The sequence below is a fragment of the Rhodococcus sp. MPR-R1B genome, assembly GCF_058793255.1.
This window is the reverse complement of sequence record NZ_JBXAFO010000013.1, coordinates 86853-110339: the sequence shown is the minus strand read 5'-3', so window position 1 is coordinate 110339 and position 23487 is coordinate 86853. Positions and strand designations below refer to the sequence as shown.

General features: G+C 62.4%; 24 protein-coding genes. 11 read left to right on the top strand and 13 right to left on the bottom strand.

Going from position 1 to position 23487, the window contains the following annotated elements; translation table 11 throughout:
• Nucleotides 1–107: 107 nt before the first annotated feature.
• Genes AC1Q61_RS19195 through AC1Q61_RS19180 form a run of 4 tightly spaced genes read right to left on the bottom strand, consistent with a single transcriptional unit; the run spans nucleotide 108 to nucleotide 3674 of the window.
• Complete coding sequence (locus AC1Q61_RS19195; protein ID WP_042919875.1) at nucleotides 108–890, bottom strand: Fic/DOC family protein; 783 nt, start codon at nucleotides 888–890, stop codon at nucleotides 108–110.
• Nucleotides 887–2320 (bottom strand): putative nucleotidyltransferase substrate binding domain-containing protein, encoded by a 1434-nt coding sequence (locus AC1Q61_RS19190; protein WP_003944791.1) that lies wholly within the window; start codon nucleotides 2318–2320, stop codon nucleotides 887–889. Before AC1Q61_RS19190 ends, AC1Q61_RS19195 begins: the two co-directional genes overlap by 4 nt.
• A 49-nt stretch (nucleotides 2321–2369) precedes the next feature.
• Nucleotides 2370–3254, bottom strand: coding sequence for a DUF5995 family protein (locus AC1Q61_RS19185; protein ID WP_128637841.1), 885 nt, complete (start codon nucleotides 3252–3254; stop codon nucleotides 2370–2372).
• 54 nt (nucleotides 3255–3308) lie between these two features.
• Nucleotides 3309–3674, bottom strand: coding sequence for a RidA family protein (locus tag AC1Q61_RS19180; RefSeq protein WP_042919867.1), 366 nt, complete (start codon nucleotides 3672–3674; stop codon nucleotides 3309–3311).
• A gap of 98 nt (nucleotides 3675–3772) precedes the next feature.
• Here AC1Q61_RS19180 and AC1Q61_RS19175 point away from each other — a divergent pair, with 98 nt between their 5' ends.
• From AC1Q61_RS19175 to AC1Q61_RS19160, 4 genes are read left to right on the top strand one after another with little or no spacing between them, the layout of a single operon-like run.
• Nucleotides 3773–4810, top strand: a complete 1038-nt coding sequence (locus tag AC1Q61_RS19175; protein ID WP_134999223.1) for an Rv2578c family radical SAM protein — start codon at nucleotides 3773–3775, stop codon at nucleotides 4808–4810.
• Between the two features lie 37 nt (nucleotides 4811–4847).
• On the top strand, nucleotides 4848–6269 hold the full coding sequence (locus AC1Q61_RS19170; protein ID WP_492650801.1) for a 3' terminal RNA ribose 2'-O-methyltransferase Hen1: 1422 nt from the start codon (nucleotides 4848–4850) through the stop codon (nucleotides 6267–6269).
• Nucleotides 6266–8809, top strand: a complete 2544-nt coding sequence (locus tag AC1Q61_RS19165) for a polynucleotide kinase-phosphatase (protein ID WP_492650800.1) — start codon at nucleotides 6266–6268, stop codon at nucleotides 8807–8809. The genes AC1Q61_RS19170 and AC1Q61_RS19165 overlap by 4 nt, the downstream gene beginning before the upstream one ends.
• Nucleotides 8810–8845: 36 nt before the next feature.
• Nucleotides 8846–9514 carry a class I SAM-dependent methyltransferase gene (locus AC1Q61_RS19160; protein ID WP_492650799.1) on the top strand — a complete coding sequence of 223 codons (669 nt, stop codon included), beginning with the start codon at nucleotides 8846–8848 and terminating at the stop codon, nucleotides 9512–9514.
• On the opposite strand, the gene AC1Q61_RS19155 is transcribed toward AC1Q61_RS19160, so the two are convergent.
• Nucleotides 9475–10704, bottom strand: a complete 1230-nt coding sequence (locus AC1Q61_RS19155) for an MFS transporter (RefSeq protein WP_492650798.1) — start codon at nucleotides 10702–10704, stop codon at nucleotides 9475–9477. The genes AC1Q61_RS19160 and AC1Q61_RS19155 overlap by 40 nt on opposite strands.
• A gap of 70 nt (nucleotides 10705–10774) precedes the next feature.
• On the opposite strand from AC1Q61_RS19155, the gene AC1Q61_RS19150 reads away from it, so the two are divergent.
• Together AC1Q61_RS19150 and AC1Q61_RS19145 are read left to right on the top strand one after the other, a co-directional pair.
• A complete protein-coding gene (locus tag AC1Q61_RS19150) occupies nucleotides 10775–11830 on the top strand; it encodes a LacI family DNA-binding transcriptional regulator (protein WP_223257834.1) in 1056 nt (351 codons plus the stop codon).
• The gene (locus AC1Q61_RS19145; RefSeq protein ID WP_047888362.1) at nucleotides 11797–12450 is read left to right on the top strand and encodes a hypothetical protein; all 654 of its coding nucleotides are present in this window, start codon (nucleotides 11797–11799) and stop codon (nucleotides 12448–12450) included. The genes AC1Q61_RS19150 and AC1Q61_RS19145 overlap by 34 nt, the downstream gene beginning before the upstream one ends.
• Nucleotides 12451–12545: 95 nt before the next feature.
• Here the strand turns inward: AC1Q61_RS19145 and AC1Q61_RS19140 are convergent, their stop codons facing one another.
• Nucleotides 12546–13364 (bottom strand): helix-turn-helix domain-containing protein, encoded by an 819-nt coding sequence (locus AC1Q61_RS19140; protein WP_019748344.1) that lies wholly within the window; start codon nucleotides 13362–13364, stop codon nucleotides 12546–12548.
• A gap of 89 nt (nucleotides 13365–13453) precedes the next feature.
• Here AC1Q61_RS19140 and AC1Q61_RS19135 point away from each other — a divergent pair, with 89 nt between their 5' ends.
• Entirely contained in the window at nucleotides 13454–13825 is a 372-nt protein-coding gene (locus tag AC1Q61_RS19135) for a cupin domain-containing protein (protein WP_003945018.1), read from the top strand.
• Here AC1Q61_RS19135 and AC1Q61_RS19130 read toward each other — a convergent pair whose 3' ends face one another.
• The 4 genes from AC1Q61_RS19130 to AC1Q61_RS19115 form a co-directional block, all read right to left on the bottom strand.
• Nucleotides 13826–14554: an HD domain-containing protein gene (locus tag AC1Q61_RS19130; protein ID WP_492650797.1), complete on the bottom strand. Its 729-nt coding sequence runs from the start codon at nucleotides 14552–14554 to the stop codon at nucleotides 13826–13828. It lies immediately after the preceding gene.
• Nucleotides 14555–14762: 208 nt separating this feature from the next.
• Entirely contained in the window at nucleotides 14763–15359 is a 597-nt protein-coding gene (locus tag AC1Q61_RS19125; protein ID WP_021344205.1) for a CHAP domain-containing protein, read from the bottom strand.
• 17 nt (nucleotides 15360–15376) lie between these two features.
• Nucleotides 15377–16948, bottom strand: coding sequence for an MDR family MFS transporter (locus AC1Q61_RS19120; RefSeq protein WP_020969565.1), 1572 nt, complete (start codon nucleotides 16946–16948; stop codon nucleotides 15377–15379).
• Between the two features lie 43 nt (nucleotides 16949–16991).
• Nucleotides 16992–17624 carry a TetR/AcrR family transcriptional regulator gene (locus AC1Q61_RS19115; protein ID WP_024487257.1) on the bottom strand — a complete coding sequence of 211 codons (633 nt, stop codon included), beginning with the start codon at nucleotides 17622–17624 and terminating at the stop codon, nucleotides 16992–16994.
• Nucleotides 17625–17728: 104 nt separating this feature from the next.
• On the opposite strand from AC1Q61_RS19115, the gene AC1Q61_RS19110 reads away from it, so the two are divergent.
• From AC1Q61_RS19110 to AC1Q61_RS19095, 4 genes are all read left to right on the top strand, one after another.
• A complete protein-coding gene (locus tag AC1Q61_RS19110; protein ID WP_492650796.1) occupies nucleotides 17729–18097 on the top strand; it encodes a zinc ribbon domain-containing protein YjdM in 369 nt (122 codons plus the stop codon).
• Nucleotides 18098–18198: 101 nt separating this feature from the next.
• Entirely contained in the window at nucleotides 18199–19230 is a 1032-nt protein-coding gene (locus tag AC1Q61_RS19105) for an ABC transporter substrate-binding protein (protein ID WP_225989526.1), read from the top strand.
• Nucleotides 19231–19281: 51 nt separating this feature from the next.
• Nucleotides 19282–19701, top strand: coding sequence for a DUF1622 domain-containing protein (locus AC1Q61_RS19100; protein ID WP_007728052.1), 420 nt, complete (start codon nucleotides 19282–19284; stop codon nucleotides 19699–19701).
• 31 nt (nucleotides 19702–19732) lie between these two features.
• A complete protein-coding gene (locus AC1Q61_RS19095; RefSeq protein WP_019748352.1) occupies nucleotides 19733–21133 on the top strand; it encodes a DUF2252 domain-containing protein in 1401 nt (466 codons plus the stop codon).
• A 4-nt stretch (nucleotides 21134–21137) separates the two neighbouring features.
• On the opposite strand, the gene AC1Q61_RS19090 is transcribed toward AC1Q61_RS19095, so the two are convergent.
• The 3 genes from AC1Q61_RS19090 to ypfJ all read right to left on the bottom strand — a co-directional run bounded on the left by AC1Q61_RS19090 (nucleotide 21138) and on the right by ypfJ (nucleotide 23468).
• Entirely contained in the window at nucleotides 21138–21854 is a 717-nt protein-coding gene (locus tag AC1Q61_RS19090; protein ID WP_492650795.1) for an SRPBCC family protein, read from the bottom strand.
• Between the two features lie 2 nt (nucleotides 21855–21856).
• Entirely contained in the window at nucleotides 21857–22468 is a 612-nt protein-coding gene (locus tag AC1Q61_RS19085) for an ArsR/SmtB family transcription factor (RefSeq protein WP_070386063.1), read from the bottom strand.
• A 76-nt stretch (nucleotides 22469–22544) separates the two neighbouring features.
• Nucleotides 22545–23468, bottom strand: a complete 924-nt coding sequence (gene ypfJ / locus AC1Q61_RS19080; RefSeq protein ID WP_003945028.1) for a KPN_02809 family neutral zinc metallopeptidase — start codon at nucleotides 23466–23468, stop codon at nucleotides 22545–22547.
• Nucleotides 23469–23487: the final 19 nt, after the last annotated feature.

Genomic DNA, 23487 nt, shown 5'->3' with positions numbered 1-23487 from the left:
TGAGCACAGTCGTCTTAGAGTGAGCACCGCTTCCAGAGTGTCGGAAGCGGTGCTCACTCAGTAGTAAAGGTGTTCAGTCCGCCTGGAACGGGCAGCAGATGTTTGCGTCAGCGAGTCAGCGCGCGATTGAACAGATCGATGAACGGGCGAGGCGACGGGGTTCCGGTGGGCCGGAAAGGCGCAGAATCCCTCGACGCGGATACCCACTCGGTTCTGCTCACCCGCGACAAGTCGAGCTGATACCGGGTGTCCGCGGCGAGTCGGTGCAGGAAGAGGGTTCCGGTTCGCCCGTTTCCTTCCCGAAACGGGTGGGCATGATTGAGCGTCGAGTACACCGATGCGAGCGCGAACGACGCAGCGCCGTGATCGAGTGCTACCCAATCGACGGCGGCGATGATCTCTTCGACCTCGGACAGGTAGTTCCGAATCGCCGAGACCGGAGCAAACGTTGCCGCACCTTTCCTGATGTCGACGGTTCTGATGTGGCCGGCCCACTGGTACAGGTCTTGGAAAACATGCTGGTGAAGGAGGAGAAGTTCGACAGTGTCGCCGGTGTGCGGTACGAGGTCGCTGCCGAGATGTGCCTCACCCAGGCGAAGCGCGGTCGCTGCGAACTCGAGTGATTGCAGTGCGGCGGGATCTCGTACGTCGAAATTGTTCTCGAGAACCGATGTACCGCGATAGACGTACGGCGCTGATCGTCGCCAGCGGATCCGCGGGGGAATCGCAGACGAGAGGCCGACGGCTCGCGCCAATTCCTGCTCGAAATACTCACGCCGAGAGAGCATCCCGATCATCACGGCCTCGAGTTCCGCGATCTGTTCATCGCTCGGATCCCAGCCTTCGAGGCGCTCCGCCGCCAGAACCTGTTCGAGCGCAGTGCGATTCACGGATCGATGTCGGGTAGCGCCGACGCGGACGCGGCATATTCGAGTCGTCGTTGCACACCTGCGACCTCGCGCACTGCATTGCTCAGCAAGCTCCGCGAGAGCGGAGTGAGTTCGGAGATCACGACTTCGTCGGTCGGTGGCCGACCTGCCGCGAACTGATCGGTCTGGTGGCGGACACGAATCTGCTGCAACACCTCGAAAGATTCGATCAGTACCTGGGCGTCGTCGTCGAGTAGGAAACCGCTTCCCGCTGCAGCCTTGAGGCGTTCGAGTGTCGAACTCGTGCGGGCGCCCACGGAAATCCCCGCCCAACGAGCGATGTTCACGATCGGTTGGACGGCGCTGGCTTTGAGGTCGACGGTTCCGGTCCGACGCGTCATCACGTCCTTGAACGAATGGAGCTTTGCCTTGTCGCCGACCGCTTCGCGAAGGAGCAGTCGCATGACGGCCGGATGCAGTCGCAGTTGATCCAACGCCGCAGGACGAGGATCCAACGCCGGATCGCCCGCGACGACGCGGGCATCCGCCAACATCGACAACATGACCAGGGCCTGGTCCTGGTACGGATTGGATACCCATTTCCGCAGCGCAGTGCGCCATTGTGGGAGCGTCCGAGCGAACCTGGCCTGGGTCGCGACGGCGTTCTTGGTGTCGCGAGGGAACCCGCAGAGATCGAGGATGTCGTGGATGGTCTTCGCGGCGTCGGCTCCCTCGTGATGAGATTCGCCGCCCCACACCAGCGCACTGTCGATATCCGAAGAGGGGAGCGCTTCACGTCTGGCGACGCTGCCGAGCGACAGCCACGCGAAATCCGGTCGCTCGTCTCCGCCCACCACCAATTCGATGGCTCGCCTGACCGTCACGTCGATCAGCACGGCCAGCGTCGCGCCGATGTCGAGCGGAGAGACCCGTGACGCCACCAATTCCGTCACCAGAACAGGTACCGCGCGGGCTGTTTCGACGAGGTGGGCGTCGTCCTGTGCTGTGGCGAGCGCTGCGCGCAGTTCGAAACCCTGATTGGTGGCCGAAGTCAGGAGGTCGCTGAGTTCGAGCACACCCATCAGTGCGCCTGCCTCGGTCACGACCGGGAGATGGCGCAATCCGTACTCGAGCATGTCGGTCACGGCGTCGGCGCCCAATCGATCCGGATCGACTGTCACTGCTGACGGCGTCATCACCGTTGATACCGGCTGACTGCTGTCGATACCACCGACTACCACGCGAGCACGTAGGTCACCTTCGGTGAAGATTCCGAAACCGGTTGTAGCCGTCGGGATCACGACAGCGCGGCGGCCCGCGTCGGTCATCAACTTCGCGGCCTCGCGGATGGTGGCCTGTTCGCTGCAGACAATTGCGGGTCCGCGCAACAGGTCTCGTACCCGGCGCATGGCGGGACTCTGCATGCCTTGCCCTGCCGAGTGCCCCGTCATGGGGTCATTGTCTCAGGTGTGTCCGTTTCAGGCAGCGGAGGGTGAGATGTCAGAGACCACCGAGTCGCGAGAGTACGTCGAGAGCGGAATCCGTAGTACGCCAGAGCGCGTCGATCTCCTGTTCTGCGCCGGGACGTGTCTGCGGATTCTGGAGGGCGAACCCGTTGGCCAGCGTGATGGTGTTGTATCCGCTGTCGGCGGCGCGGAGCAACAGTTCCGAGGGCTGCGAGTTTCCGGCCAATCGGTCGAGTCCTTCGCCGACGAAGTAGAAGCGCCAGAGGGGCCCGAGATCGGCGTCGTACTCGGCCTTGGTGAGCATCACGATCGAACCACCCTTGACGGCAATGGAATCGACGATCTTGTAGAAATCGGGGACATCCTCTGCGGTGGTTCCGGACGTGGCGACGGCGTGAGCGAGGTCGACGGTGAGATGCGCGTTGTAGCCGGCCATGGCGACTCGTGCCGGACTGGCGTCGCACTGACGCGTCAGGGTGAAGTAGCTGTTCCACGCCGGATCTGTGGGAGTGCCGGTGAACTCCGCATGGACGTTCACCAGGTACCTTCGCAGCAATTCGTAGCTGACCGAATGGGCCCACTCGTCATCGTCGAAGGCCGCGGGATCTCGTTGCAGCGGCATCACCGCCTCGTGTTCGACAGCGTCGAGGCCGACGGAGAACAGGCCTCGCCAATCGTGGTGGGAGACGAGGATCGACGTGATCTCACGATGACGTTCGACAGCGGTCTCGAGGCGAGGTAGCCCGCCGCCGGTCAGTGTCGTGACGTCGCTGAGTTCGGCAATCCTATCGACCTCGGCATTGCTCAGCGGGCTGCCGCAAGCCGTCGAAAGACTCTCGCCCGGTTCTGCGAGTGCAGAGCCGGGCGAGAGGAAAGCGGCGGTGATGCCGAGCGCGAGCGTCAACGGATACAGCCGCATCGGTTTCATCGGCTCAGACTAGGCGCCCACTGTCACAAACGTCCGGATTGGCGATCAGCTGAGAACCGCGTCGGCCTCGATCTCGATGAGCAGACCGGGGTCGATCAGCGAGCTGACCTCGAGGATGGTCGTGGCGGGACGAATCTCGCCGAACACTTCACCGTGCGCGAGAGCGGCCTGCTCCCACTGCGTCATGTCGCGCAGGTACATGCGAGTGCGGATGACGTCGTCGAGCGAGGCGCCGGCCTCGGCCAGTGCTGCCTTGATTGTTTCGAGCGCTGCGCGGGTCTGATCTGTGAGGGTCTCACCAGGAGCGGTGGTGCCGGAGACTGCGATCTGGTTACCGATGCGCACGGCACGGGAGTAACCGATCTTGGGTTCCCATTCGGAACCGGACGAAATATTGATTCTGTTCGACATGCACCGAATTCTGCCAACAACTTCCCGGCCGTGGTGAGGCACGGTCGGGTATTCGCTCCATCTTGACATACCTTAGAACAAGTGTTCGACTTGGGGTCATGAGGTGGTCGGGTCAGGCATTGGATGCAGATGACGGAGCGCTACCCGGACTCGAACGGGCCGGGTTGGTTCGCTCCGTGCAGACTCCCGAGTTCGAGGGAATCACGTTTCACGAGGTGCTCTGCAAGAGCGCGCTCAACAAGATGCCCGAAGAGTCGACGTTGCCGTTCAGCTTCACCGTCAACGCTTTTCGTGGTTGCTCGCACGCATGCCGATATTGTTTCGCGAGACCGAGTCACGAGTATCTCGACCTCGACGCCGGCGCGGATTTCGATTCCCAAGTGGTCGTGAAGACGAACATTGCCGCGGTGCTCCGCAAAGAGTTGGCGCGAAAGTCCTGGAAGCGGGAGGCGGTGGCACTAGGTACCAACACCGATCCCTATCAGCGAGCGGAGGGCCGATACCGCTTGATGCCCGGCATTATTCGCGCGTTGACCGAATCCGGAACTCCCTTCTCGATCTTGACGAAGGGAACTTTGCTCCGACGGGACCTGCCGCTGTTGAAAATGGCGGCGGCGCAGGTCGACGTCGGAATCGGAGTGTCGTTGGCGATCAACGACGCTGCACTTCAGAAGCAGATCGAGCCTGGTACCCCGTCGCCGCGGGCGCGTCTCGAGATGATCCGCGCCATCACCGACGCGGGATTCTCGTGCAATGTCATGGTGGCGCCGGTCATTCCGTTCCTCACCGATTCCACCAGTCACCTCGACGGTCTGTTCGAGGCACTGTCCGAAGCCGGTGCGACGAGTGTGACGGTCTTCCCGATGCACCTGCGGGGGAGTACTCGGGGTTGGTTCATGAATTGGCTTGCTCAGGAACATCCGGCACTCATCCGTCGTTACCGCGAGTTGTACGGGCGGGGTGCGTATGTCACTCCCGAATACAAGCGTTGGCTCGCAAGCCGTGTCGAGCCATTGGTCGAGCGTCATGGGTTGGGTGGTCGTTCGGAGCATCGAGACGTCAGTGCGGCTGGCACTGAACCGCGTGAGGCGCCTCGGGAACTGGTGGGTGCGGGAGCAGCTCTCACTTTGTTCTGACGGCCGCGGGCGCGTAAATCGGAGGCGCCCCGGACGTTTGCCGGGCTACATTCGCCTGGTGCTACTCACACTGACGTCCACCCCGACCCCGCAGACTCCTGATGCGACCGCGTTGAGCTACCTGCTGCACAAACATCCCGACCGCGTGCAAAGCTTCGACTTGGCGATCGGCACCGCCACGGTCCTGTACCCGGAGGCCTCGGCCGAAAAGACCACGGTGGCAGTGATTGTGGACGTCGACCCCATCGAACTTGTGCAGAGCAGGTATCGACGCGGCAAGAGTGGCGACAACTTTTCGCTGGGGGAGTACGTCAACGATCGGCCGTATGCGGCGTCGTCCATACTCTCGGTTGCTCTGTCGAAGCTGTTTCGCACCGCGTTGACGGGAACGTGCAAGTCGCACCCGGAACTCGTCGGAGCCGAACTCGCGTTGACCGTCTCGATTCCGGTGGTTCCGTGTGGCGGCGATGCGGAATTGCCTCGTCGGCTGTTCGAGCCGCTGGGCTGGGACGTGACCGCGATACCGGTGCAGCTTGATCCGCACCTACCGACGTGGGGAAACTCCGACTTCGTGTCGCTGACACTGACCGGGGAACACACGGTGCAGAGTGCCCTACGGCACATCTACGTGCTGTTGCCCGTCCTCGACGATGTGAAGCACTACTGGGTGGGACCTGACGAGGCAGACAAATTGATCCGCGTCGCTGGAGGGTGGTTGGCGTCGCATCCGGATTCCGCGCTGATCATGTCCCGCTACCTGGCTCGTCGACGCGACCTGGTCGAATCGGTGGTCGATCGACTGATTCCCGAACAAGCTGAGGCGCAGATCGAAGCACCGAGACCGGATCCGCCGCTGGCACGCCTTCGCGTCGACGCAGTTTTGGCGACGCTTCAGCGACTGCACGTGAGAACAATTGTCGATATCGGTTGTGGCGAAGGTAAATTGCTCGAGGCGCTGATGCCGCACGCTCGATTCGACAAACTTGTCGGCGTCGATGTGAGCGCGCGCGAACTGACACGGGCGCAACGCAGATTGAAGTTCACCGAAATGTCCGACGTCCAGCGTGAACGTGTGTCTTTGATGCAGTCGTCCGCGACGTACCGCGACGCACGCTTGAAAGGCTTCGACGCAGCCGTGCTGATGGAGGTGGTCGAGCACGTCGACACGGCGCGCCTGCCGGCGCTGGTCAGATCGGTCTTCGTGGACGCAGCACCGCAGTATGTGCTGCTGACTACTCCGAATGCCGACTACAACGTGCTGTATCCGGCATTGGCGGGAGAGTTCAGGCACCCCGATCACAGGTTCGAGTTCTCACGGACCCAATTCCGCGACTGGGCAACCGAAACGGCCCGGGCCCACGGCTATTGCGTGGAGTTCGAATTTATCGGAGCAATTGATCCGGTCCTCGGCGGGCCGACACAGATGGCAATCTTCACGAAGGAGGCACGAACGTCATGACGGTGTACGAGATTCCAGATCTCGCCCTGGTAGTACTCATCGGCGTCAGTGGCTCGGGAAAGTCGACCTTTGCGGCGCGCCACTTCGGTGAGTACGAAACCCTCTCGAGTGACACATTCAGAGGGTGGGTCAGTGACGATCCGAACTCACAGGAGTCGACGTCCGATGCTTTCGAAGTGCTGGAGTTCGTCGCGGCCAAGCGTTTGCGACGCGGACGCCTCACGGTGGTCGACGCGACCAACGTCCAGCCCGCTGCGCGCAAGCGACTCGTTGCGTTGGCTCGCGAGCACGACATACTGCCGGTGGCAGTCGTGCTCGATGTTCCGGAATCGGTCTGCTCTGCACGAAACGACGCTCGCTCTGACCGGACGTTCGGACGCGACGTGATTCGTCGCCAGCACCAACAGTTGACTCGCTCGCTCCGCGGGTTGGGTAAGGAAGGTTTCCGTTCGGTTCACATCCTCAGAGGTGAGGACGCGGTTTCCGAAGCCACATTCTTGCGCCACCCGCTCCGCAGCGATCTGCGTGTCGAGCGTGGTCCGTTCGACGTCATCGGTGACATCCACGGATGTCGAAGTGAGCTCGAGACGCTCCTCGTGAAACTCGGCTACACCGTCGACTTCGGGACGGATGGCAGAGCTGTCGATGCGGTGCCGCCGGACGGGCGAACTGCCGTCTTCCTCGGTGACTACGTGGATCGAGGTCCGGATTCGGTCGGTGTGCTGCGTCTGGTCATGGGGATGGTCGCGGCGGGACATGCGATAGCGGTTCCGGGTAACCACGAGAACAAACTCGTCAAGGCGCTGCGCGGTAAGAAGGTCACGCCGAGTCACGGACTCGCCGAGACCCTCGAGCAGATGGCCACCGAGTCGGCGGAGTTCCGCGAAAGCGTCGTCGACTTCTGTGACGGTCTCGTCGCGCACCTCGTCCTGGACGACGGCAAACTCGTTGTCGCGCACGCCGGTCTCAAGGAGGACTACCACAACAGGGCGTCCGGCCGCGTGCGAAGCTTTGCGCTCTACGGTGAAACAACCGGTGAGACGGACGAATTCGGCCTGCCCGTTCGATACCCGTGGGCGCAGGACTACCGAGGATCAGCCATGGTCCTCTACGGTCACACTCCGGTGCACGAGGTGGAATGGATCAACAACACCGCGTGCCTCGACACCGGGTGCGTCTTTGGTGGATCCCTCACCGCTCTTCGATACCCGGAACGAGAGATCGTGTCGGTTCCGGCGGAGCAGGTTTGGTACGAGCCGGTGGTACCGCTGGCACCGCCGACTCGTGATCCGGATGTGCTCGATCTCGCCGACGTCCTCGAAACGACAGGCGTCGACACCGAACTACGCGGTCGAGTGTCCGTTCGCACCGACAACGCTGCCGGCGCCTTGGAAGTGATGAGCCGATTCGCGGTCGCGCCGCAATGGCTGCGGTACCTACCGCCGACCATGGCGCCCTGCGCGAGCGCCCAATCCGATGACTATCTGGAACACCCGTCGACCGCGTTCGACGAATACCGGGCCGGCGGAATCGGAACAGTGATCTGCGAAGAGAAGCACATGGGTTCGCGGGCAGTGGTGCTCGTGTGCCGTGATCGATCGGTTGCTCAGTCCCGCTTCGACGCACCGGATGCGCTCACCGGGATGGTGCACACCCGCACCGGCCGCCAGTTCTTCGACGACGACCTGACTCAGCAGTTGATCGACGACATCGCCGCCGCAGTCACCTCCGCTGGGTTGTGGGAAGAGCTGGGCACCGACTGGCTGCTCCTCGACTGCGAACTGTTGCCGTGGAACGTCAAAGCGGAAGGTCTGCTGCGCTCGCAGTACGCGTCGGTCGCGGCGGCCGGGCGATCAGACCTCACAGCTCGCGAGGCCGTGTTGGCGCAGGCCGGGGCGCGGGGCCTGGACGTGGCGGAGATGTTCGAACAGACAACTGTTCGGGCCGCCAGTATCGAGCGCTTCGGAGAGGCGTACCGACGGTACGTGTGGCCGACGAACGGACTGGACGGCGTCACCATCGCGCCGTTCCAGATTCTGGCGACCGAGGGCCAGTCGTACGGGGAACGGGATCACGAATGGCACCTCGGTATTTCGGACCGCCTGGCCGCGGCCGGCCCGAGTCGATTTACCACCACACGTCGCCTGGTGGTCGATCTCGGTTCCGAGGACTCGGTGTCCGAAGCGACGAAGTGGTGGGAGTCGCTCACCGGTGACGGTGGTGAGGGGATGGTCGTCAAACCGCTGGCGAATCAGATTCACGGACCGCGGGGGTACAACGCGAAGGTTCAGCCGGGGATCAAGGTCCGCGGCCGGGAGTACCTGCGATTGATCTACGGTGCCGACTACCTCGAACCGTCGACTCTTGCGAGATTGCGTAACCGCAACCTCGGACACAAGCAGTCGATGGCGCTGCGCGAGTACGCGCTCGGCATGGAGGCGGTATCCAGGCTCGTCGACCGTGAACCTTTGTGGCGAGCGCACCAGGCCGTGTTCGCAGTGTTGGCTCTCGAATCGGAGCCGGTCGACCCGCGGTTGTGACGGCCGGTGCCCGGGCTCGGATTGATACCGTCGGGTATGGGTGTGATTGCGCGCTTGGACGGTTTCAACCGACGCCATCCGTGGAGTCACAACGATCACTACGGCCGGTGGGTTCTACGTAATCTGCGCGGGGTCAGGTCCGGTCGCGCTCTCGACGTGGGAAGCGGGACCGGCAATCTGATCGACCTCTTGCGTCGGCGGTTCGACGTGGTGGTCGGTGTGGAACCCGACCTGACAACGTCGGCCGCCGTGCGCGCAAGGTTTGTCGACGACGAGAACGTGATCATCGAAGCACGGCGGATCGAGGACTTTGCATCCGAGGCGAAGTACGACGCGATCACAGTCGTCGCGGCGTTGCATCATCTTCCACTTGAAGAGTCGATGAAGCGGCTGAGCGGCCTGCTCGAACCGGGCGGCCGGCTCGTCGTGGTCGGGTGTTATCGATCGACCACAGCCACCGACGCACTCCTGTCGGTGGTGGCGACCGTGTGCAATCCCGTCGTCGGCGTCGTCAAGCATCGACGGGTTGCCTCCGAGCCACTGAAGGCGATGACAGTTCCCACCGCGGAACCGGGTGAGTCGATGGCTGACGTCCGACGCGCGGCTGCGTTGTGTTTGCCAGGTAGCCGGATCAGGAGACGACTGTTCTGGCGATACACCCTGATCTACGACGCGACCGTCGCTGCCGCGTCGGTGGGGGAGTGAGTAGACCGCTGCGGTTCGCGGGGAAATGCGCGTCGGCCGAACCCGACTATCACCAACGAACCGATCATCAGAGTGACCCCGATGCCCGCCAGATGCGAGAGCCCGCCACTGTCGACGACGGCCGCACCGAGCAGAGCGCCCGTTGCAATCGCGATTTGGAACACGACGACGTAGATGGCCGAGGCGCGGTCGGTCCCGATCGGAACGGCGCGCAGAACCGAGGACTGGAGGCAGATCGGAACGGTGGTGAACGCCGCACCCCACAAGATCGTGGCGACGACGGCAAACGCTCCCATCGACGGCGCCAAGAGCCAGAAGATGGCCAGCGCGCCTGCCACCGTCGCGATCGAGATGAGCGTGAAGAGACGCGGTCGGCGGTCGTAGTACTTGCCGGCGACCCACACTCCGACTGCGCCGGCGGCGCCGTAGACCAGAAGCATCGCGGTACGGATGCCACCGGACGAGCCGAGGCTTTCCTCCACCAGAAGTGCGAAGAACGTGTACGAAGCGAACTGCCCCAGGGCGGCAAACAGCGTTGCCGCGCAGATGACGGCGAGTGCCCGTTTCATCGCCGGTGTCGGCTTCGGTTTGTCTCGCTTGCTCCGATGGTGTTGATCGACCGGCATTTCGGGCAACGCACGATGCAGTGAGAAAGCAATGACCACTGCCACCACACCGATTGCCGCCGACGCAGTCCGCCAACCCCAGGATTGGCCGATCGCCGAAGACAGTGGACCTCCGAGAACAAAAGCGAGAGACGTACCGGCATACACCATCGCGATTGCCTTGCCCTGTTGTCCGCGCGGAACCAGAGTGGCTGCGACCGGGGCAACGACAGCCCAGAACACTCCGTGCGTCGCAGCGCAGAGCAATCGTCCGATCACCAGCATCGGATAGTTGACGGCCAATGCTGCGACCAGTTGCGACACCGCGAGGGTGGCCACCGTCAGAACGACAACACGTCGGCGCGGCCAGGTTTTGACCGCTCCGATCAGCGGAAGCGTCAAGACCGCGACGCCGTATGCGTAGAAGGTCAGCAGTAGGCCGACACGCCCTTCGGTGACGTCGAGGTCCGTCGAGATTTCGCTGAGCAGTCCGACGGGGAGCATTTCGGCCGTCACGTAGGCGAAGGCTGCTCCGGCCAGTGTCATCAGCCGTAGCGTGGTTGCCTTCGGCAGTCGAGCAGTCATGTTGTGTAACGATACATGTATCGATACACACCTGCGCAATGGATATTTTGCACTCGCTATGCTGATGCTCATGGCCATACGTGCGCAGCGTTCGAGTCGACCGACGATGGCCGACGTCGCCAAGGCCGCAGGCGTGTCGGTGATGTCGGTGTCGTACTCCTTCGCGCAGCCCGAGCGCGTGTCTGAATCAACGCGGGCCAAGGTGTTCGCCGCCGCCGAAGAGCTCGAGTACGCGGGCCCTAACCGGGCGGCGCAGTCCTTGCGGAGCGGGAAATTCAACAACATCGCGGTCGTCTTCAGCGAGAAGCTGACGTACGCCTTCGAAGACGCAGTAGCTCGGCGATTCCTCTCGGGAGTCGCCGAAGCGTGCCTGGATGCGAACGCCGGGCTGATGATGCTGCCGAACTCGGGGAAACCGGGAGACGTCGACAGAGTTCGCGACGCGGCAGTAGACGGTTTTGTCGTCTGGACCACCGTCTTCGACGATCCCATCCTCGACGCGATTGTCGGCACCGGAAAACCCGCATGCATCCAGGGTGGGCCATTGCATGAGGGTGTGGATCTCGTCGGGATGGACGATGTTGCCGGCGCCGTTGCGATCGCGGCAGTCGGGTTGTCGGGGGCGCAGCGGCCCGCGGTGATCAGCCTTCCGTGGGATCGTGAGCGTCGGTCCGAGATTCGGATGGACGTGGTTTCAAGTGAAGCGTTCTTTCCGGTGTCCCGCCATCGGCTCGAGGGCTACGAGCGCGCCGTCCGCGACGCGGGCCTCGATTGGCCCTCGGTGCGGGTGGGGGTCGTCACCGTCAACGAGCGGAGCGAGGGTGCGCGGATGGCTCGGTCCCTTCTCGACGTTCCCGAGAGCCGAAGGCCCGATGTCATCTTGGCGATGAGTGACGAACTGGCTCTGGGGGTTCTGGACGCGATCCGTGAACTCGGCCTCGCGCTGCCCGACGATGTCGCAGTCGTCGGATGGGACGACACAACAGCCGCATCGGACGCCGGCTTGACCACAGTTCGCCAGTCCCTGTTCGATCAGGGACGTAACGCAGCTCGCGTGGTTCTCGGGCTGGACGATGCGGTGGATCCGGTCGAGTGGTCGGTGCGTCGGCGAACTTCGACGCGATGATCACGCCGGTAGTGGTCGACGCTCTGCGTCTTCGGTGGTTCGTTCCTCCGGAATTGGGGGAGACCGTCCGGTGGGGACTTTCCTGGAATGTCGACAGCCCGAGCAGGTGGGCGGTAGTCGAGCCGGCGTGGGTCTTGACGGCGGAAGTGCGCACGAGTTCGAAACCGTTGATGTGGAGACTGCCTCGCGACGGGTCAGACATCCGGGAGCCGGTCCAGCCGGCGATCGCTCGCGTCGGCGCACTGCAATTCATGTTCGACGCCGAACCACCGTTGCCTTCTCGGATCGAAGCCGCGGGCGCTTTGCAACTACGCGCCGGAACTCCTCGTGACGACACAAATGCCCGTCAGGCGTGGACCGATTTCGACGAGAATGCCTCCACTACCGGAGTGGTTCGCCGTCTACGGCTGATGTCGATGGAGTCCGACATGCTGCCCGACCCGAAGTTTCCGCACGGCCCGAACTGGGGTTGGGCATCGAGGCAGTTCGTGTCCGGGTCCGAGCGGTTCTACGAATTGGCCCGCGCGCCTCGCGCGTTGCGCTCGTATCAGCTGACCGATCGTGAATACGGGCCGCGGCGCGAGGACCTCCTCCTGGTCGACCTCGAGACGGCTGCTTGATCGTTGGGACCTGACACCGTTTTCATTCAGTGGACACAGGCACCAGCTGACCGGAACCAGTGTCTGCTCGACGAAACCGGTGCCAGGTGCTTCGACTAGCGCGCTCTGCCGACCACGTTTAGTGCGTATTTACCGGGCGGCGCCCCGACATGCTTGACGAAGTGCCGCGACAGGTGGGATTGATCGTGGAATCCGACGTCGACGGCCACGTCCGCCAATTCGCGACCGGCGAGGATTGCGCGTCGCGCCAGATCGATCCGACGTCCCGTCACGTACTTGTGAGGCGGAAGCCCGAAATGCTTCGCGAAGTTCTTGATCAGATACGTGGGGTTCCGTTGCAGGATGTTCGACGCTTCCCGCATCGTGATTCCCGTTGTGAGTCGCGCATCGAGCAGGTCCCGAAGTTGATCGGCAACGCGTTCGTCAACGGTCGGCGCGTGACGGGATCGACCTGTGGCCGGTGTGAGGATCTCGTTTAATCTTTCAGCGAGGAACCCCAGGCGACTTTCGGCTTCGAGTGATTCGCCGTGTGGGCCGAGTGCAGAGTGCAGTTGATCGATGCGGTGGCGCAGCAGAGGGTCTCGAATCTCGGGGCTGTCCACCGCCGGGCCTATGAGGACCTCACCGAGAACTGACGTGTCGAGGTAAAGGATTCGTTGACGAAATCCGGCCTCGGTGACCGGAACTCCGTCGTGTGCGATGCCTGGCGGCAACAGAGTCACGATCTCGGGTGCTGCGCCATGAGCGCGATGATCGAGGTCGTATGCAATCGTGCCCCGGTCGACGAGCATCAGGGACCACTGATCGTGCGTGTGTTTGGGATAGGCGTGTCCGACGAAATCGGCATGGAAGACCTCGGTGATTCCCGCGAGGCCCGGTGCCCACGCGGTGATCTGTGCGCCGCGGGGATCCATGTCAGAAACGTACAAGACGCAGCTGCCTCGGGTGACGAAGAGTGGCGGGGTCGTCATCGCGGTGGTGGCGCGCCCGAGGGAGGAACAACATGAACAGTTCGGCAACAGCGGTATCGCTCCGCGAGAAGTTCGGTCAGTTCACCGAGCACTGGTCGCCCAAGAAGATTGCGGCCCTCAATGATTACGAGATCAAGATCGTCAAGATCAAAGGTGAATTCGTCTGGCACTCCCACACCGACACCGACGAAATGTTCCTGGTGACGAAGGGGCAGATTCGAATCCAACTCCGAAACGGAGATGTTCCACTGGGGCCCGGTGAACTGTTCGTGGTACCTCGCGGAGTCGAACATTGCCCGATCGCCGAGGACGAAGCGGAGGTGATGTTGATCGAACCCGTCGGCGTGGTGAATACCGGGAACGTCGGAGGGGCGCGAACCGCAGTGCTCGAGGACTTTTCGTAGTTACCGGCTCTTCCAATCCAGGGGATTGGTACGCAACGGCAGGGCCATCCCCGATCTCCAGAGCGTCGCCGCGCGAGAGTGCGGACGGAGCTCGACCTCGCGCCGCATCGACTGCGCGAACTCGTCGGTGAACCCTGTTCGCGGGTACTCCGCGATTGTTGCATCAACAGTTGCTCGCGGAATTTCGGGCGCACGCCGACCGGCAACGTCGAAATGCGCTGCGGCATGCAGTAGATAGGCGTCAGCGCCCGCGCCGCGGTCGACGGTCAGATCCATGTGCAGACGGATCGCTTCGCCGATTCGCTGTACCGACCTCTCCGAAGTTCCCACTCTGGTCGCGAGTTCTTCTGCGTCTGCGGCACTGATGTAGGTGAAACACCCGTGCTCGGCCGATCCTTTTGCGCCCAGTCCGACATCGTGAAGGGCGCACGCAGTGAAGAGATCTTCGGGGTCGTACTCGATCGCATCGATCTGCGCGAAGGCGTCGGCCCAGATCCAGCAGCGCAGGCTGTGGTTCAAGACCGCGGGGGAGAGGGTTCCTCTGGCGTGATCGAGCGCTTCGCTGCACAGCTTGGTGTCGGGGAGTGGGCGTTTGCGCAGTTCGGGTGTGCGAGTGGGGTAGCGGCCGAGCCGCAGCCGGAGCATCGACGGCGTGCTCATGGCCTGCGTAGCAGCCGCGCGGGCCATGAGTTGTATCTGCTCGAGAGTGGTGAGCTCACCAGGGCGCATCGAATTCCTGTCTGAGGTAGGGGGCAGCTGGATATGAATCTAGTTGCCAGGTCTGATCCTTCGTTCGATATAGATATCTGTCGACGACGGAAACACTGAATTATCCGAACAATGTCGATCAGTTTGCACCAATCAACGGTTGAACCAATTCGGAAATCTCACCGCTCGCAACAATCAAGTTTCATCACGCAAAGACGGCGGGGGTGGCTCAGATGACGCCGAACCCGACGATCCCCGGGACTTCCGACGGGACGATGCGATGGAGCATGACCTTGTTGTTCTCGTTGCCGCCGACGGTCGTCAGAGTGCCGCCGTCGTTGACCAGAACGACGTTGACGTGTTGGCCGAAGGGGCTCGAGTCGCCGTACAGGATCGTGTCGCCGACCTTGGGCTGGTAGTCCTGACCGTAGGGGACAAACGCGTCGACGGACTCGTAATACTCCTGCAGCGTGTACACCCCGGGGATGCGCCACGACCCTGAGTTGGGGTTCGAGAACGGCGTGCCGATCTGGTTCATCGACCAGCTCACGAAATCGGCACACCACGATTCCTCGACGCCCTCGGCGTACTTGGTGCCGGGACTCCCTGACTCCCACTCTTGCTCGAGGACGCCCAGTAGCGCACTCTGCTGAGCGCTGAGAATGCCGTGGTCGACGGCCGGGAACGAATCGAGATTCTCGCCGGCAAGAGCGTCGTCGCCGCGCGCGAACCACCACAGTGCGCCGGCGACAGCTACGACCACCACAACGCCGAATACGCCCAGAACAGCGAGAGTGCGTCTGGGCGTATTCGGTGCGTGCGACATCACGCCACGATAGTCAATTACTCGAGCGGGGGTGCCGAGCGATCGATGGTCGTCGCGAGGGGCTTCTCCTTGACGAAGAGCAACAGGACAACTGCCGCGATGACCAAGGGGACGAGGTACAGGAAGATCGGCGCCAGCGCGTCGTTGTACGCACCGACGATGATCTCGCGAACCTGGCTGGGCAACTTCCAGAGGATTCCCGGGGTCAAGGAGTTCTCGTCACCACCGACCGCGCCGCCATTCGCGGGGAGTCGCTCGGCCAGGAGATTGGTCAGACGCGAGGCGAACAGGCTGCCCACGATCGCGCTGCCCAACGACGCACCGATCTGACGGAAGAAGTTGTTCGACGCGGTGGCCGTTCCCACTTCGGCCGCGGGGAAGGTGTTCTGCACGATCAAGATCAAGATCTGCATGACGAGGCCGAGGCCGATACCCATGAGTGCGATGTAGCAACCGAAGACCAGCAGTGAGGTCGACGGCGTCAGACGTGAGAGCAGGACAAGAGCGACTGCGACGATGGATGTTCCGACGATGGGGAAGATCTTGTAGCGGCCGGTCTTGCTGACCAGCTGACCGGATCCGATGGAGGCGACCAGCAGGCCTGCCATCATCGGAATCATCATCAGTCCTGCTTCGGTGGCGTTCTTACCGGTCACCATCTGGATGTAGGTCGGCAGGTATGCGAGCGCACCGAACATCGCGATGCCGATGATCAGACCCGCGACCGTGGTCAACACGAAGTTTCGTTGAGCGAACAGGTGCATCGGAATTACCGGTTCGTCAGCACGCTTCTCGACGAAGACAAACGCCACTGCGGTCACGATGCAGCCGATGATCAACCCGATGATGACGCCTGACCCCCAGGCGTAGGTGTTGCCGCCCCAGGTGGTGAACAGGATCAGACAGGTTGCGGCCGTTGCGACGAGGACCATTCCCAGATAGTCGATGCGAGGTTTGCCGAGGTTCGGCTTCCGCAGGTGAAGGAATGCCATTGCGCTCGCGATTGCGAGGAGCCCGAGGGGGATGTTGATCCAGAATGCCCAGCGCCAGCCGATGCCCTCGGTGAACCATCCACCGAGAAGGGGGCCGGCAACCGAAGCCAGTGCGAACACGCCGCCCATCGCACCCATGTACCGGCCGCGTTGCCTGGCAGGGACGACGTCGGCGATGATCGCCTGGGACAGCAGGATCAATCCGCCGCCGCCGAGTCCTTGCACGGCTCGACCAGCGATGAGTGTGGTCATGTCGTGGGACAGACCGCCGATCACCGAACCGACGATGAAAATGCTGATGGCGCCGATGAAGAGGCCCTTGCGCCCGATCAGGTCACCGAGTTTCCCGTACACCGGCATCATGACGGTCGAGGCGAGGATGTATGCCGTCGTCACCCAGACCATGTGGTTGACGCCGTTCAATTCACCCACGATGGTCGGGAGCGCGGTGCTGAAGATCATCTGGTCGAGCGATGCCAGAAGCATCGTGATCATAAGCCCGACAAAAACGAGGATGATCGACCGTTTGTCCGGCGCGGCCTCGGTATCGGTATGCGTGCCGTCGGGCTCGACGGTCGCAGCTTCTCGAGTGGACATGTAGTTCCTTAGTTGAGTGACAGCTGGTGCGAGAGAGTGTGGATCAGCTCTCGGACCTGAGTATTCGAGCCATCAGGAGTAGTGCCGGATCAAGCAAGTCGGTTCTGGGGCTTGCCCGTTCACTGTTCTGCCATTTTCGGAAGACGTAACGCATCGCGGCGCCTGCGGTGATGACCGTTGCCGTGGCTTCGTCGGCAGCGGCTGTATCCGAGTGCAGGCGGCGATACTCGGTTCTGTGCGACAACTCCCGCGTGAGGATCCGGGTGAGCGTGTCTTCAAGATCGTGGAAGGTGGCCAGATGTTGTTGCAACAGCGTGGGATGACGTTCGAACAATTCGCGTCGATGCGCGAGCAGATCGGGTCGCTCGTCGACGATCTGCATCGCCGCCTCGAAGACCGCGAGGGCGCCGCGCAGCGGATCGTCCGGGTGCTCGCCGATGAGCGTGAGCATGGTTGCCTCACTTGGCACGACGAGCATGAGCCCACCGATCGCCGCGTCCTTGGTGGGGAAGTAGTTGAAGAACGTGCGGGTCGACAGATTGCAGGCCTCGCAGATCTTCTCGACGGTCACTTCGTCATAGCCCAGGTCGAGGACGAGTTCGACGGCAGTGTGCTCGATCAGCTGCCTCGTCGCAATTCGTTTTCGTTCGCGCAATCCGAGAGTTTCGGTTCCCATTTCATCCATAATTGCACAGAGTGCAAAGTTTCATCGAATGCAATATTTCGCCCAAGAATGCCTCATGAAATGCAAAAATGGGGATCGGGTGCCTGGTGGATAGGATGAACCGCGTGGAAGACACCTGGCCCCCTTGCCCCGAATGCGCCGGCGAATACACCTACGAGATGGGCGCGTTGATGGTCTGCCCGTCCTGCGCGCACGAGTGGGCGCCGACCGATAGTGCCGGCGAGGACTCGGGTGTGGTGAAACTGGGTGTGGTGAAAGATGCCGTAGGCAACATCCTTGCGGACGGAGACACGGTGACGGTCGTCAAGACGCTCAAGGTGAAGGGCAGTCCGACCGGCATCAAGTCAGGTATGAAAGTGCGCAACATCCGCCTTGTTCAGGGCGTTGGCGACCACGACATCGACTGCAAGGTCGACGGCATCGGACCGATGCAATTGAAGTCGAGCGTCGTCAAGAAGGTGTGACCGGACAGCGATAGATGTCGGCTCGAAATCCTGTTCAGTTTCGACGGTTCGATAGCCACAATCGAGGAGATCTTCGACCGCTCGAACGAATGGACCGAACTGTGCCGAACTCGATCTGCCTGGCGCCCGCACTCGATAACACCACACTCGATACAGACGAGCAGTGGGAACGCATCGTCGATGCGCTGACACGCAGGGGATTCCTCGGCGCCGGGCTCGGTGTCGCGGCTGCGACATTGCTGGCAGCGTGCAGCAGCGACGAAAACGGCTCGGCGCCAAGTGGTCTCGTCACAGTGCAGGATGAGACGGGCAGAGTCGAGATTCCGTCGGATCCGCAGCGAATGGTCATCGCCCACGTCAGCGCCATGGCGACGGTCCTCGACCTCGGTGTGCCGCCGGAGAAGATCGTCGGCGGCTTCTTCGGTCTCGAAGGGGTGGGCGGCGACGCGGTGTTGCGCACGATGCCGGAGGCGGCGAACATCCCGAACCTCGGCACGGCGGGAACGTGGAACAAGGAAGCGATCATCGGCGCGTCGCCGGATCTGATCGTCATGCTCCTGACCGCCGGAAATGCTTATGCGGCAAAGTCCTACGACGAACTCTCTGCGACCGGTGTTCCAGTGTTCGCCGGCTTCAACGGGTACCTCACGTGGGACGAGATGAAGAAGTTGGTCACCTCGATGGGCGTCGCGGTCCGACGGGAAGAAGCTGCTGCGGAATTGAACGCGAGAACGGAAGAGCGCCTCCTCACAATCAAGGATCGGCTCTCGGCCCTCGGCTCGCTACCGTCGGTGACGCTGCTGCGTACCGGCGAAAACGGTGTCGTCTACAACCAGGTCGACGCTCTTCTCGATGCTCTCGGTTTCCCGGGCGATCGAGCTACATCGGAGGAGTTCACCCGCACACTCACAGCGGAGCAACTCGATCAGGTGACCAGCGACGTGATCATCGTGGGTGCATTCCAGGACCAGCAGGACGTCCGCGCGCAGTTGGCAATGAACCCGCTCTGGGAGCGTCTTCCCGCTGTCCGCTCGGGGAACGTCCATTACGTCGACGACAGCCTGTGGGGCTCGGGCTATTCTCCTCGCGCGACCGAGCTGCGACTCGACGACATCGAGCGGATCTTCAGCTGACTCCGTCGTGTCACCTCGACTTATCGGTGCATTACCTCGAGAATCATGATCATGGACAAAATCAGGTTCTTCGAGCTTGTCACCGAATGGTTCGAAGTACTCGGTGTTGTCGCCATGGTCCTCGGGTTCGTGTTCGCATTCGTGATCGCGGGGCGCGCCTGGAGTCGAACGCGCGACGGTAGTTCAGCGTTTCGCACTCTGCGCGAGACGATGGGTGCGGTCATCCTTCTCGGGCTCGAGATCCTTGTCGCCGCTGATCTGGTGAAGACTGTGACGTCTTCACCGTCGCTGACCGACGCCGCAGTTCTGGGCATGATCGTTCTGATTCGGACCGTGTTGAGCCTGTCGATTCAGATCGAGATCGACGGGGTACTTCCGTGGCGCAAGGCGTTGGTGTCAAGTCCGGAACTCCTGGTACGCGCAGCGCGCGGATCAGGAGGCCGAACGACGCCCGACGCGTCGAGTTCGTAGCGATAGCCGTTGCGAGTGAAAGGTCGGGCAGATGACAGCAGTGCGTACCGAGCATCCCACTGTCGACGAGAGGCGGGCGCGCGGCCGCCAGGCGCGTAGAGATACGCCATTGGCCGCGCTCGCGGATCTGACAGAGAGTGACCGCGATCCGATATCACTGCTGGAATTGCAGGCGAAGTCGCGGGTACAGGACCTGGTGCCCATCCGATACGGGCGCATGTCGGCATCCCGGTTCTCGTTCTTCCGTGGTGCTGCCCTGGTGATGACGGACGACTTGTCCCGAAGCCCTGATTCCGGCCTGAACAGCCAACTCTGCGGCGACGCACACCTGAGCAACTTCGGTATCTATGCGACGCCCGAGCGAAAGCTCGCGTTCGACATCAACGACTTCGACGAAACGTACCCGGGGCCGTTCGAATGGGACGTGAAACGGCTGGCCGCCAGTTTGGCGATCGCAGCGAAGGACAACGGATACTCCGGCAAAGAGCGTAAGAAGATCGTTCGCGGGTGTGCGGCCGAGTATCGCGAAACCCTGATCGCTCAGGCAGGATTGGGGAACCTCGCAGTTTGGTACGCGCACATCGCACCCGAAGACGGACTGGAAGAACTTCGCGTCGATTTGAAGAAGCGAATGCTCGAGCGGACCCAGGCGACGTTGGACAAGGCTCGTCGCCGAGACAGCGCTCAGGCTGCCGGCAAATTCACCGAAATCGTCGACGGGAGAAGGCGGTTCATCAGTGACCCGCCGCTGATCGTGCCGGCAGAGGAATTGTTCGCGGGCACCGACCTCACTCAGATCGAGGAGTTGCTACGTCAGCGCGTTCGTTCCTATCGAAGCACGTTGCAGTGGGACCGTCGGGTGTTGCTCGAAAGCTTCGAGATGACGCACATCGCGCGGAAAGTTGTCGGTGTCGGGAGCGTCGGAACGCGCGCGTGGATGATCCTGATGAAAGGCGTCGACGACGACGATCCGTTGATCCTGCAGGTCAAGGAGGCGCAGCCGTCCGTTCTCTCGGCGTACGTCGATGGCCCCACCTTCTCCAACGAGGGCGAACGAGTAGTGAACGGGCAGCGCCTGATGCAGGCCACCAGTGACATCTTCCTGGGGTGGGAGCGCGGACCGGGACTCGACGAGGATGAGCACGACTTCTACATCCGCCAACTTCGGGACGGCAAGGGATCAGCGGTCATCGAAACCATGAAACCTGAAGGGATGGAACTCTACGGGCGACTATGCGCGAGGGTCCTGGCCTATGCGCATGCTCGCTCGTCCGATCGGATTGCGATCGCCGAATATCTCGGTGACGGAACCGAATTCGATTTCGCGATCGGGGAGTTCGCGGCTGCCTACGCCAAACGCAACGCACGCGATCATGCCGCTTTGCTGACCGCGATCGACGACGGTCGCGTGTCAGCAGAGCGGGGAGTGTGACGACTCAGGCGAACACGCCGTCGAGCCAGGCCTGCCACGCTGTCGTTGCTGATCCACCGTCAGCGCCCTCTGCGAAGAGGTGATGGGCCGCGTCGACGGTGCCGCCGAAGGCGTTTCGTCCGTAGAACCGCAGCAATGCGTCCTCGGTACGCAAGCCGATGAACCAGTCGTTGATGTAGTCGACAATCGCGTCGACGGTTCCGATTCCGGGGACTTCCACCGACGTGGCGTCACCGACAGCGGTGCCCGAGGTGATTCCGAGGGCGCTGCGAAGCGTTCCCATCGCTTGCGGCGAGGACGAGGATTCCGGGCCTTCGGCCGAGACATAGGTGACGGGTTTGCCGGCGAAGTACCGCACGTATTGGCCGAGACTGTGCAGGTAGAAGTCCGTGTGCTTACTCGCGCCGTCGTACTGGTTGTCCCAGTCCTCGGCAAACACTCCGGCGTGGATGTAGCGGACAACGGCGGTGCTCTCGTCGCGGGCCTCGACGACATACTCGAGGTTGTTGAACCAGCCGTCGGGGCCTTGCATGTGGATGGCTAGCTCGCGGGGCGGCTCCCACGTCGCGATGATCGGGCTGTCCGGACTACTGCCGTCCGCAGGGATTTCGAGCGGAGACGGGAACATCCAGCTGGCCGTCTCTGCCGAGATCGCGGCCCAGATCTGCTCGGGAGTTCCGGGGACGACCACCTCGCGGCGGATTTCGAATTTCTCGGACATCGCTAGTGCTCCGTTTCGGGTGTGGTGACGTGGGGTGTGGTGAGACTGGGATGCAGGGCGACAACCAAGCGGTGTTTGCGCCCGGCTTCGGAATTGCCGTCGTGGTATTTGGCCACAAGTGAGTTGATCGACTCCCCGAGTTCGCCGGCGAAGGCGGCGCGGTCGGCCGCCGTGGCAAAGATGATGTCGCTGTCGATGGCAAAGGACGCCAACGGTTTTCCGGCCGCAGTTGCGCCGGCGATCAGTTCGCCGACCTCTCGGACGATCCGCGCCGCGAGAGTGACGAGCCAGCGCGCCGAGAGCTGATCCGGGAACCGGCTCGGGTCCGGCGCGAGTGCCGACATTGCAGCGGGGGAGATGACGTACGACGCGGCGCTGGCCTGCATGATCCGCTCCGTCATGTTTCCCCGCTTGCGCTCCTCGACGAGTTCGACGAGTCCGTGTTCCTCGAGAGTGCGCAAGTGGTAATTGATCTTCTGGCGCGTCAAGCCCACTCGGGGTGCCAGCGAGGATGCTGATGCCGGGACTGCCAGTTCAGCCAGAATCCGTTGGCGGATCGGATCGAGCGAGGCCTCGGCAGCTGCGGGACGATCGATGACTGCTACTTCCAACATGAGAAAACCATCCCACCGACAACCAAATCTGTCAAGACAGAAAAAATTGTCGGCGGGATGGTATTTCGGAGGTTCTCTACCGCTTCAGATCGGGCGGATTGTTCAGATCCCGCGCCGAGTACGTGTCACACGACGAGATCTGGCCGGTCTGGTATCCGGTCATGAACCACGCCTGACGCTGTGCCGACGAACCGTGTGTCCAGCCTTCAGGGTTGACCCGACCGGTCGTGGACTTCTGGATACGGTCGTCGCCCACCGACGAGGCGGCGGACAACGCGTCGCGAATGTCGTCTTTTGACAAGGGCTTCAGGAACGGTTGACCGGTCGCCTGATCGGGAATCGTGTCGGCAAAATGCGCCCAGACGCCTGCGTAGCAATCGGCCTGGAGTTCGGTGCGAACCGCACCCGACTGCTCACCCTGCGGGTCGGCCTGCGCGCGGCCGATGTCGCCGAGCTGATTCTGGATGTGATGTCCGAACTCGTGAGCGACCACGTACTCCTGTGCGAGCGGTCCGGCACTGGAACCGAAACGGTCGACGAGCAATTGGAAGAAGCTCGTATCGAAGTACGCCGTTTGGTCCGCCGGGCAGTAGAACGGACCGACATCACTTGACGCCTGGCCGCAACCGGTGTTGACCGAACCACTGAACAGAATGACTTCGGGTCGCACGTACGCCGTGCCGGTCTGCTTGACCAACTGCTGTTCCCAAACGTCGTCGAGGCTTCCGACGGTCAGTGTGACGCGGCAGTTCACATCGGCGTTTGCCTGAGCGCCGGTGCACTCGTCGACCGACGACAGTCCGGTCGACGAACTCGAAGTTTCGGTGGACGTGCCCAGTAGTGAGCCGGGGTCACCGCCGAACAACAGCGCCAGGATCAGAACGATGATGCCGCCCGCGCCACCGCCGATCGCGATCTTGCCGCCGCGGCCACCGCCGCCCCCGCCGCCTTGAACCTGAACGCGTCCCGCTTCGCCGCGGGCCCCCTCGTTGAAGGTCATCTATGTCCGCTTTCTGCTG

What these genes read in the sequence shown, in the direction of transcription:
- AC1Q61_RS19190 (WP_003944791.1), bottom strand. Translation starts at nt 2,320, where the DNA reads ATGACGGGGCACTCGGCAGGGCAAGGCATGCAGAGTCCCGCCATGCGC.
- AC1Q61_RS19185 (WP_128637841.1), bottom strand. Translation starts at nt 3,254, where the DNA reads ATGCGGCTGTATCCGTTGACGCTCGCGCTCGGCATCACCGCCGCTTTC.
- AC1Q61_RS19180 (WP_042919867.1), bottom strand. Translation starts at nt 3,674, where the DNA reads ATGTCGAACAGAATCAATATTTCGTCCGGTTCCGAATGGGAACCCAAG.
- AC1Q61_RS19175 (WP_134999223.1), top strand. Translation starts at nt 3,773, where the DNA reads ATGAGGTGGTCGGGTCAGGCATTGGATGCAGATGACGGAGCGCTACCC.
- AC1Q61_RS19165 (WP_492650800.1), top strand. Translation starts at nt 6,266, where the DNA reads ATGACGGTGTACGAGATTCCAGATCTCGCCCTGGTAGTACTCATCGGC.
- AC1Q61_RS19160 (WP_492650799.1), top strand. Translation starts at nt 8,846, where the DNA reads ATGGGTGTGATTGCGCGCTTGGACGGTTTCAACCGACGCCATCCGTGG.
- AC1Q61_RS19155 (WP_492650798.1), bottom strand. Translation starts at nt 10,704, where the DNA reads ATGACTGCTCGACTGCCGAAGGCAACCACGCTACGGCTGATGACACTG.
- AC1Q61_RS19150 (WP_223257834.1), top strand. Translation starts at nt 10,775, where the DNA reads ATGGCCATACGTGCGCAGCGTTCGAGTCGACCGACGATGGCCGACGTC.
- AC1Q61_RS19140 (WP_019748344.1), bottom strand. Translation starts at nt 13,364, where the DNA reads ATGGATCCCCGCGGCGCACAGATCACCGCGTGGGCACCGGGCCTCGCG.
- AC1Q61_RS19135 (WP_003945018.1), top strand. Translation starts at nt 13,454, where the DNA reads ATGAACAGTTCGGCAACAGCGGTATCGCTCCGCGAGAAGTTCGGTCAG.
- AC1Q61_RS19130 (WP_492650797.1), bottom strand. Translation starts at nt 14,554, where the DNA reads ATGCGCCCTGGTGAGCTCACCACTCTCGAGCAGATACAACTCATGGCC.
- AC1Q61_RS19125 (WP_021344205.1), bottom strand. Translation starts at nt 15,359, where the DNA reads ATGTCGCACGCACCGAATACGCCCAGACGCACTCTCGCTGTTCTGGGC.
- AC1Q61_RS19120 (WP_020969565.1), bottom strand. Translation starts at nt 16,948, where the DNA reads ATGTCCACTCGAGAAGCTGCGACCGTCGAGCCCGACGGCACGCATACC.
- AC1Q61_RS19115 (WP_024487257.1), bottom strand. Translation starts at nt 17,624, where the DNA reads ATGGGAACCGAAACTCTCGGATTGCGCGAACGAAAACGAATTGCGACG.
- AC1Q61_RS19110 (WP_492650796.1), top strand. Translation starts at nt 17,729, where the DNA reads ATGAACCGCGTGGAAGACACCTGGCCCCCTTGCCCCGAATGCGCCGGC.
- AC1Q61_RS19100 (WP_007728052.1), top strand. Translation starts at nt 19,282, where the DNA reads ATGGACAAAATCAGGTTCTTCGAGCTTGTCACCGAATGGTTCGAAGTA.
- AC1Q61_RS19095 (WP_019748352.1), top strand. Translation starts at nt 19,733, where the DNA reads ATGACAGCAGTGCGTACCGAGCATCCCACTGTCGACGAGAGGCGGGCG.
- AC1Q61_RS19090 (WP_492650795.1), bottom strand. Translation starts at nt 21,854, where the DNA reads ATGTCCGAGAAATTCGAAATCCGCCGCGAGGTGGTCGTCCCCGGAACT.
- AC1Q61_RS19085 (WP_070386063.1), bottom strand. Translation starts at nt 22,468, where the DNA reads ATGTTGGAAGTAGCAGTCATCGATCGTCCCGCAGCTGCCGAGGCCTCG.
- ypfJ (WP_003945028.1), bottom strand. Translation starts at nt 23,468, where the DNA reads ATGACCTTCAACGAGGGGGCCCGCGGCGAAGCGGGACGCGTTCAGGTT.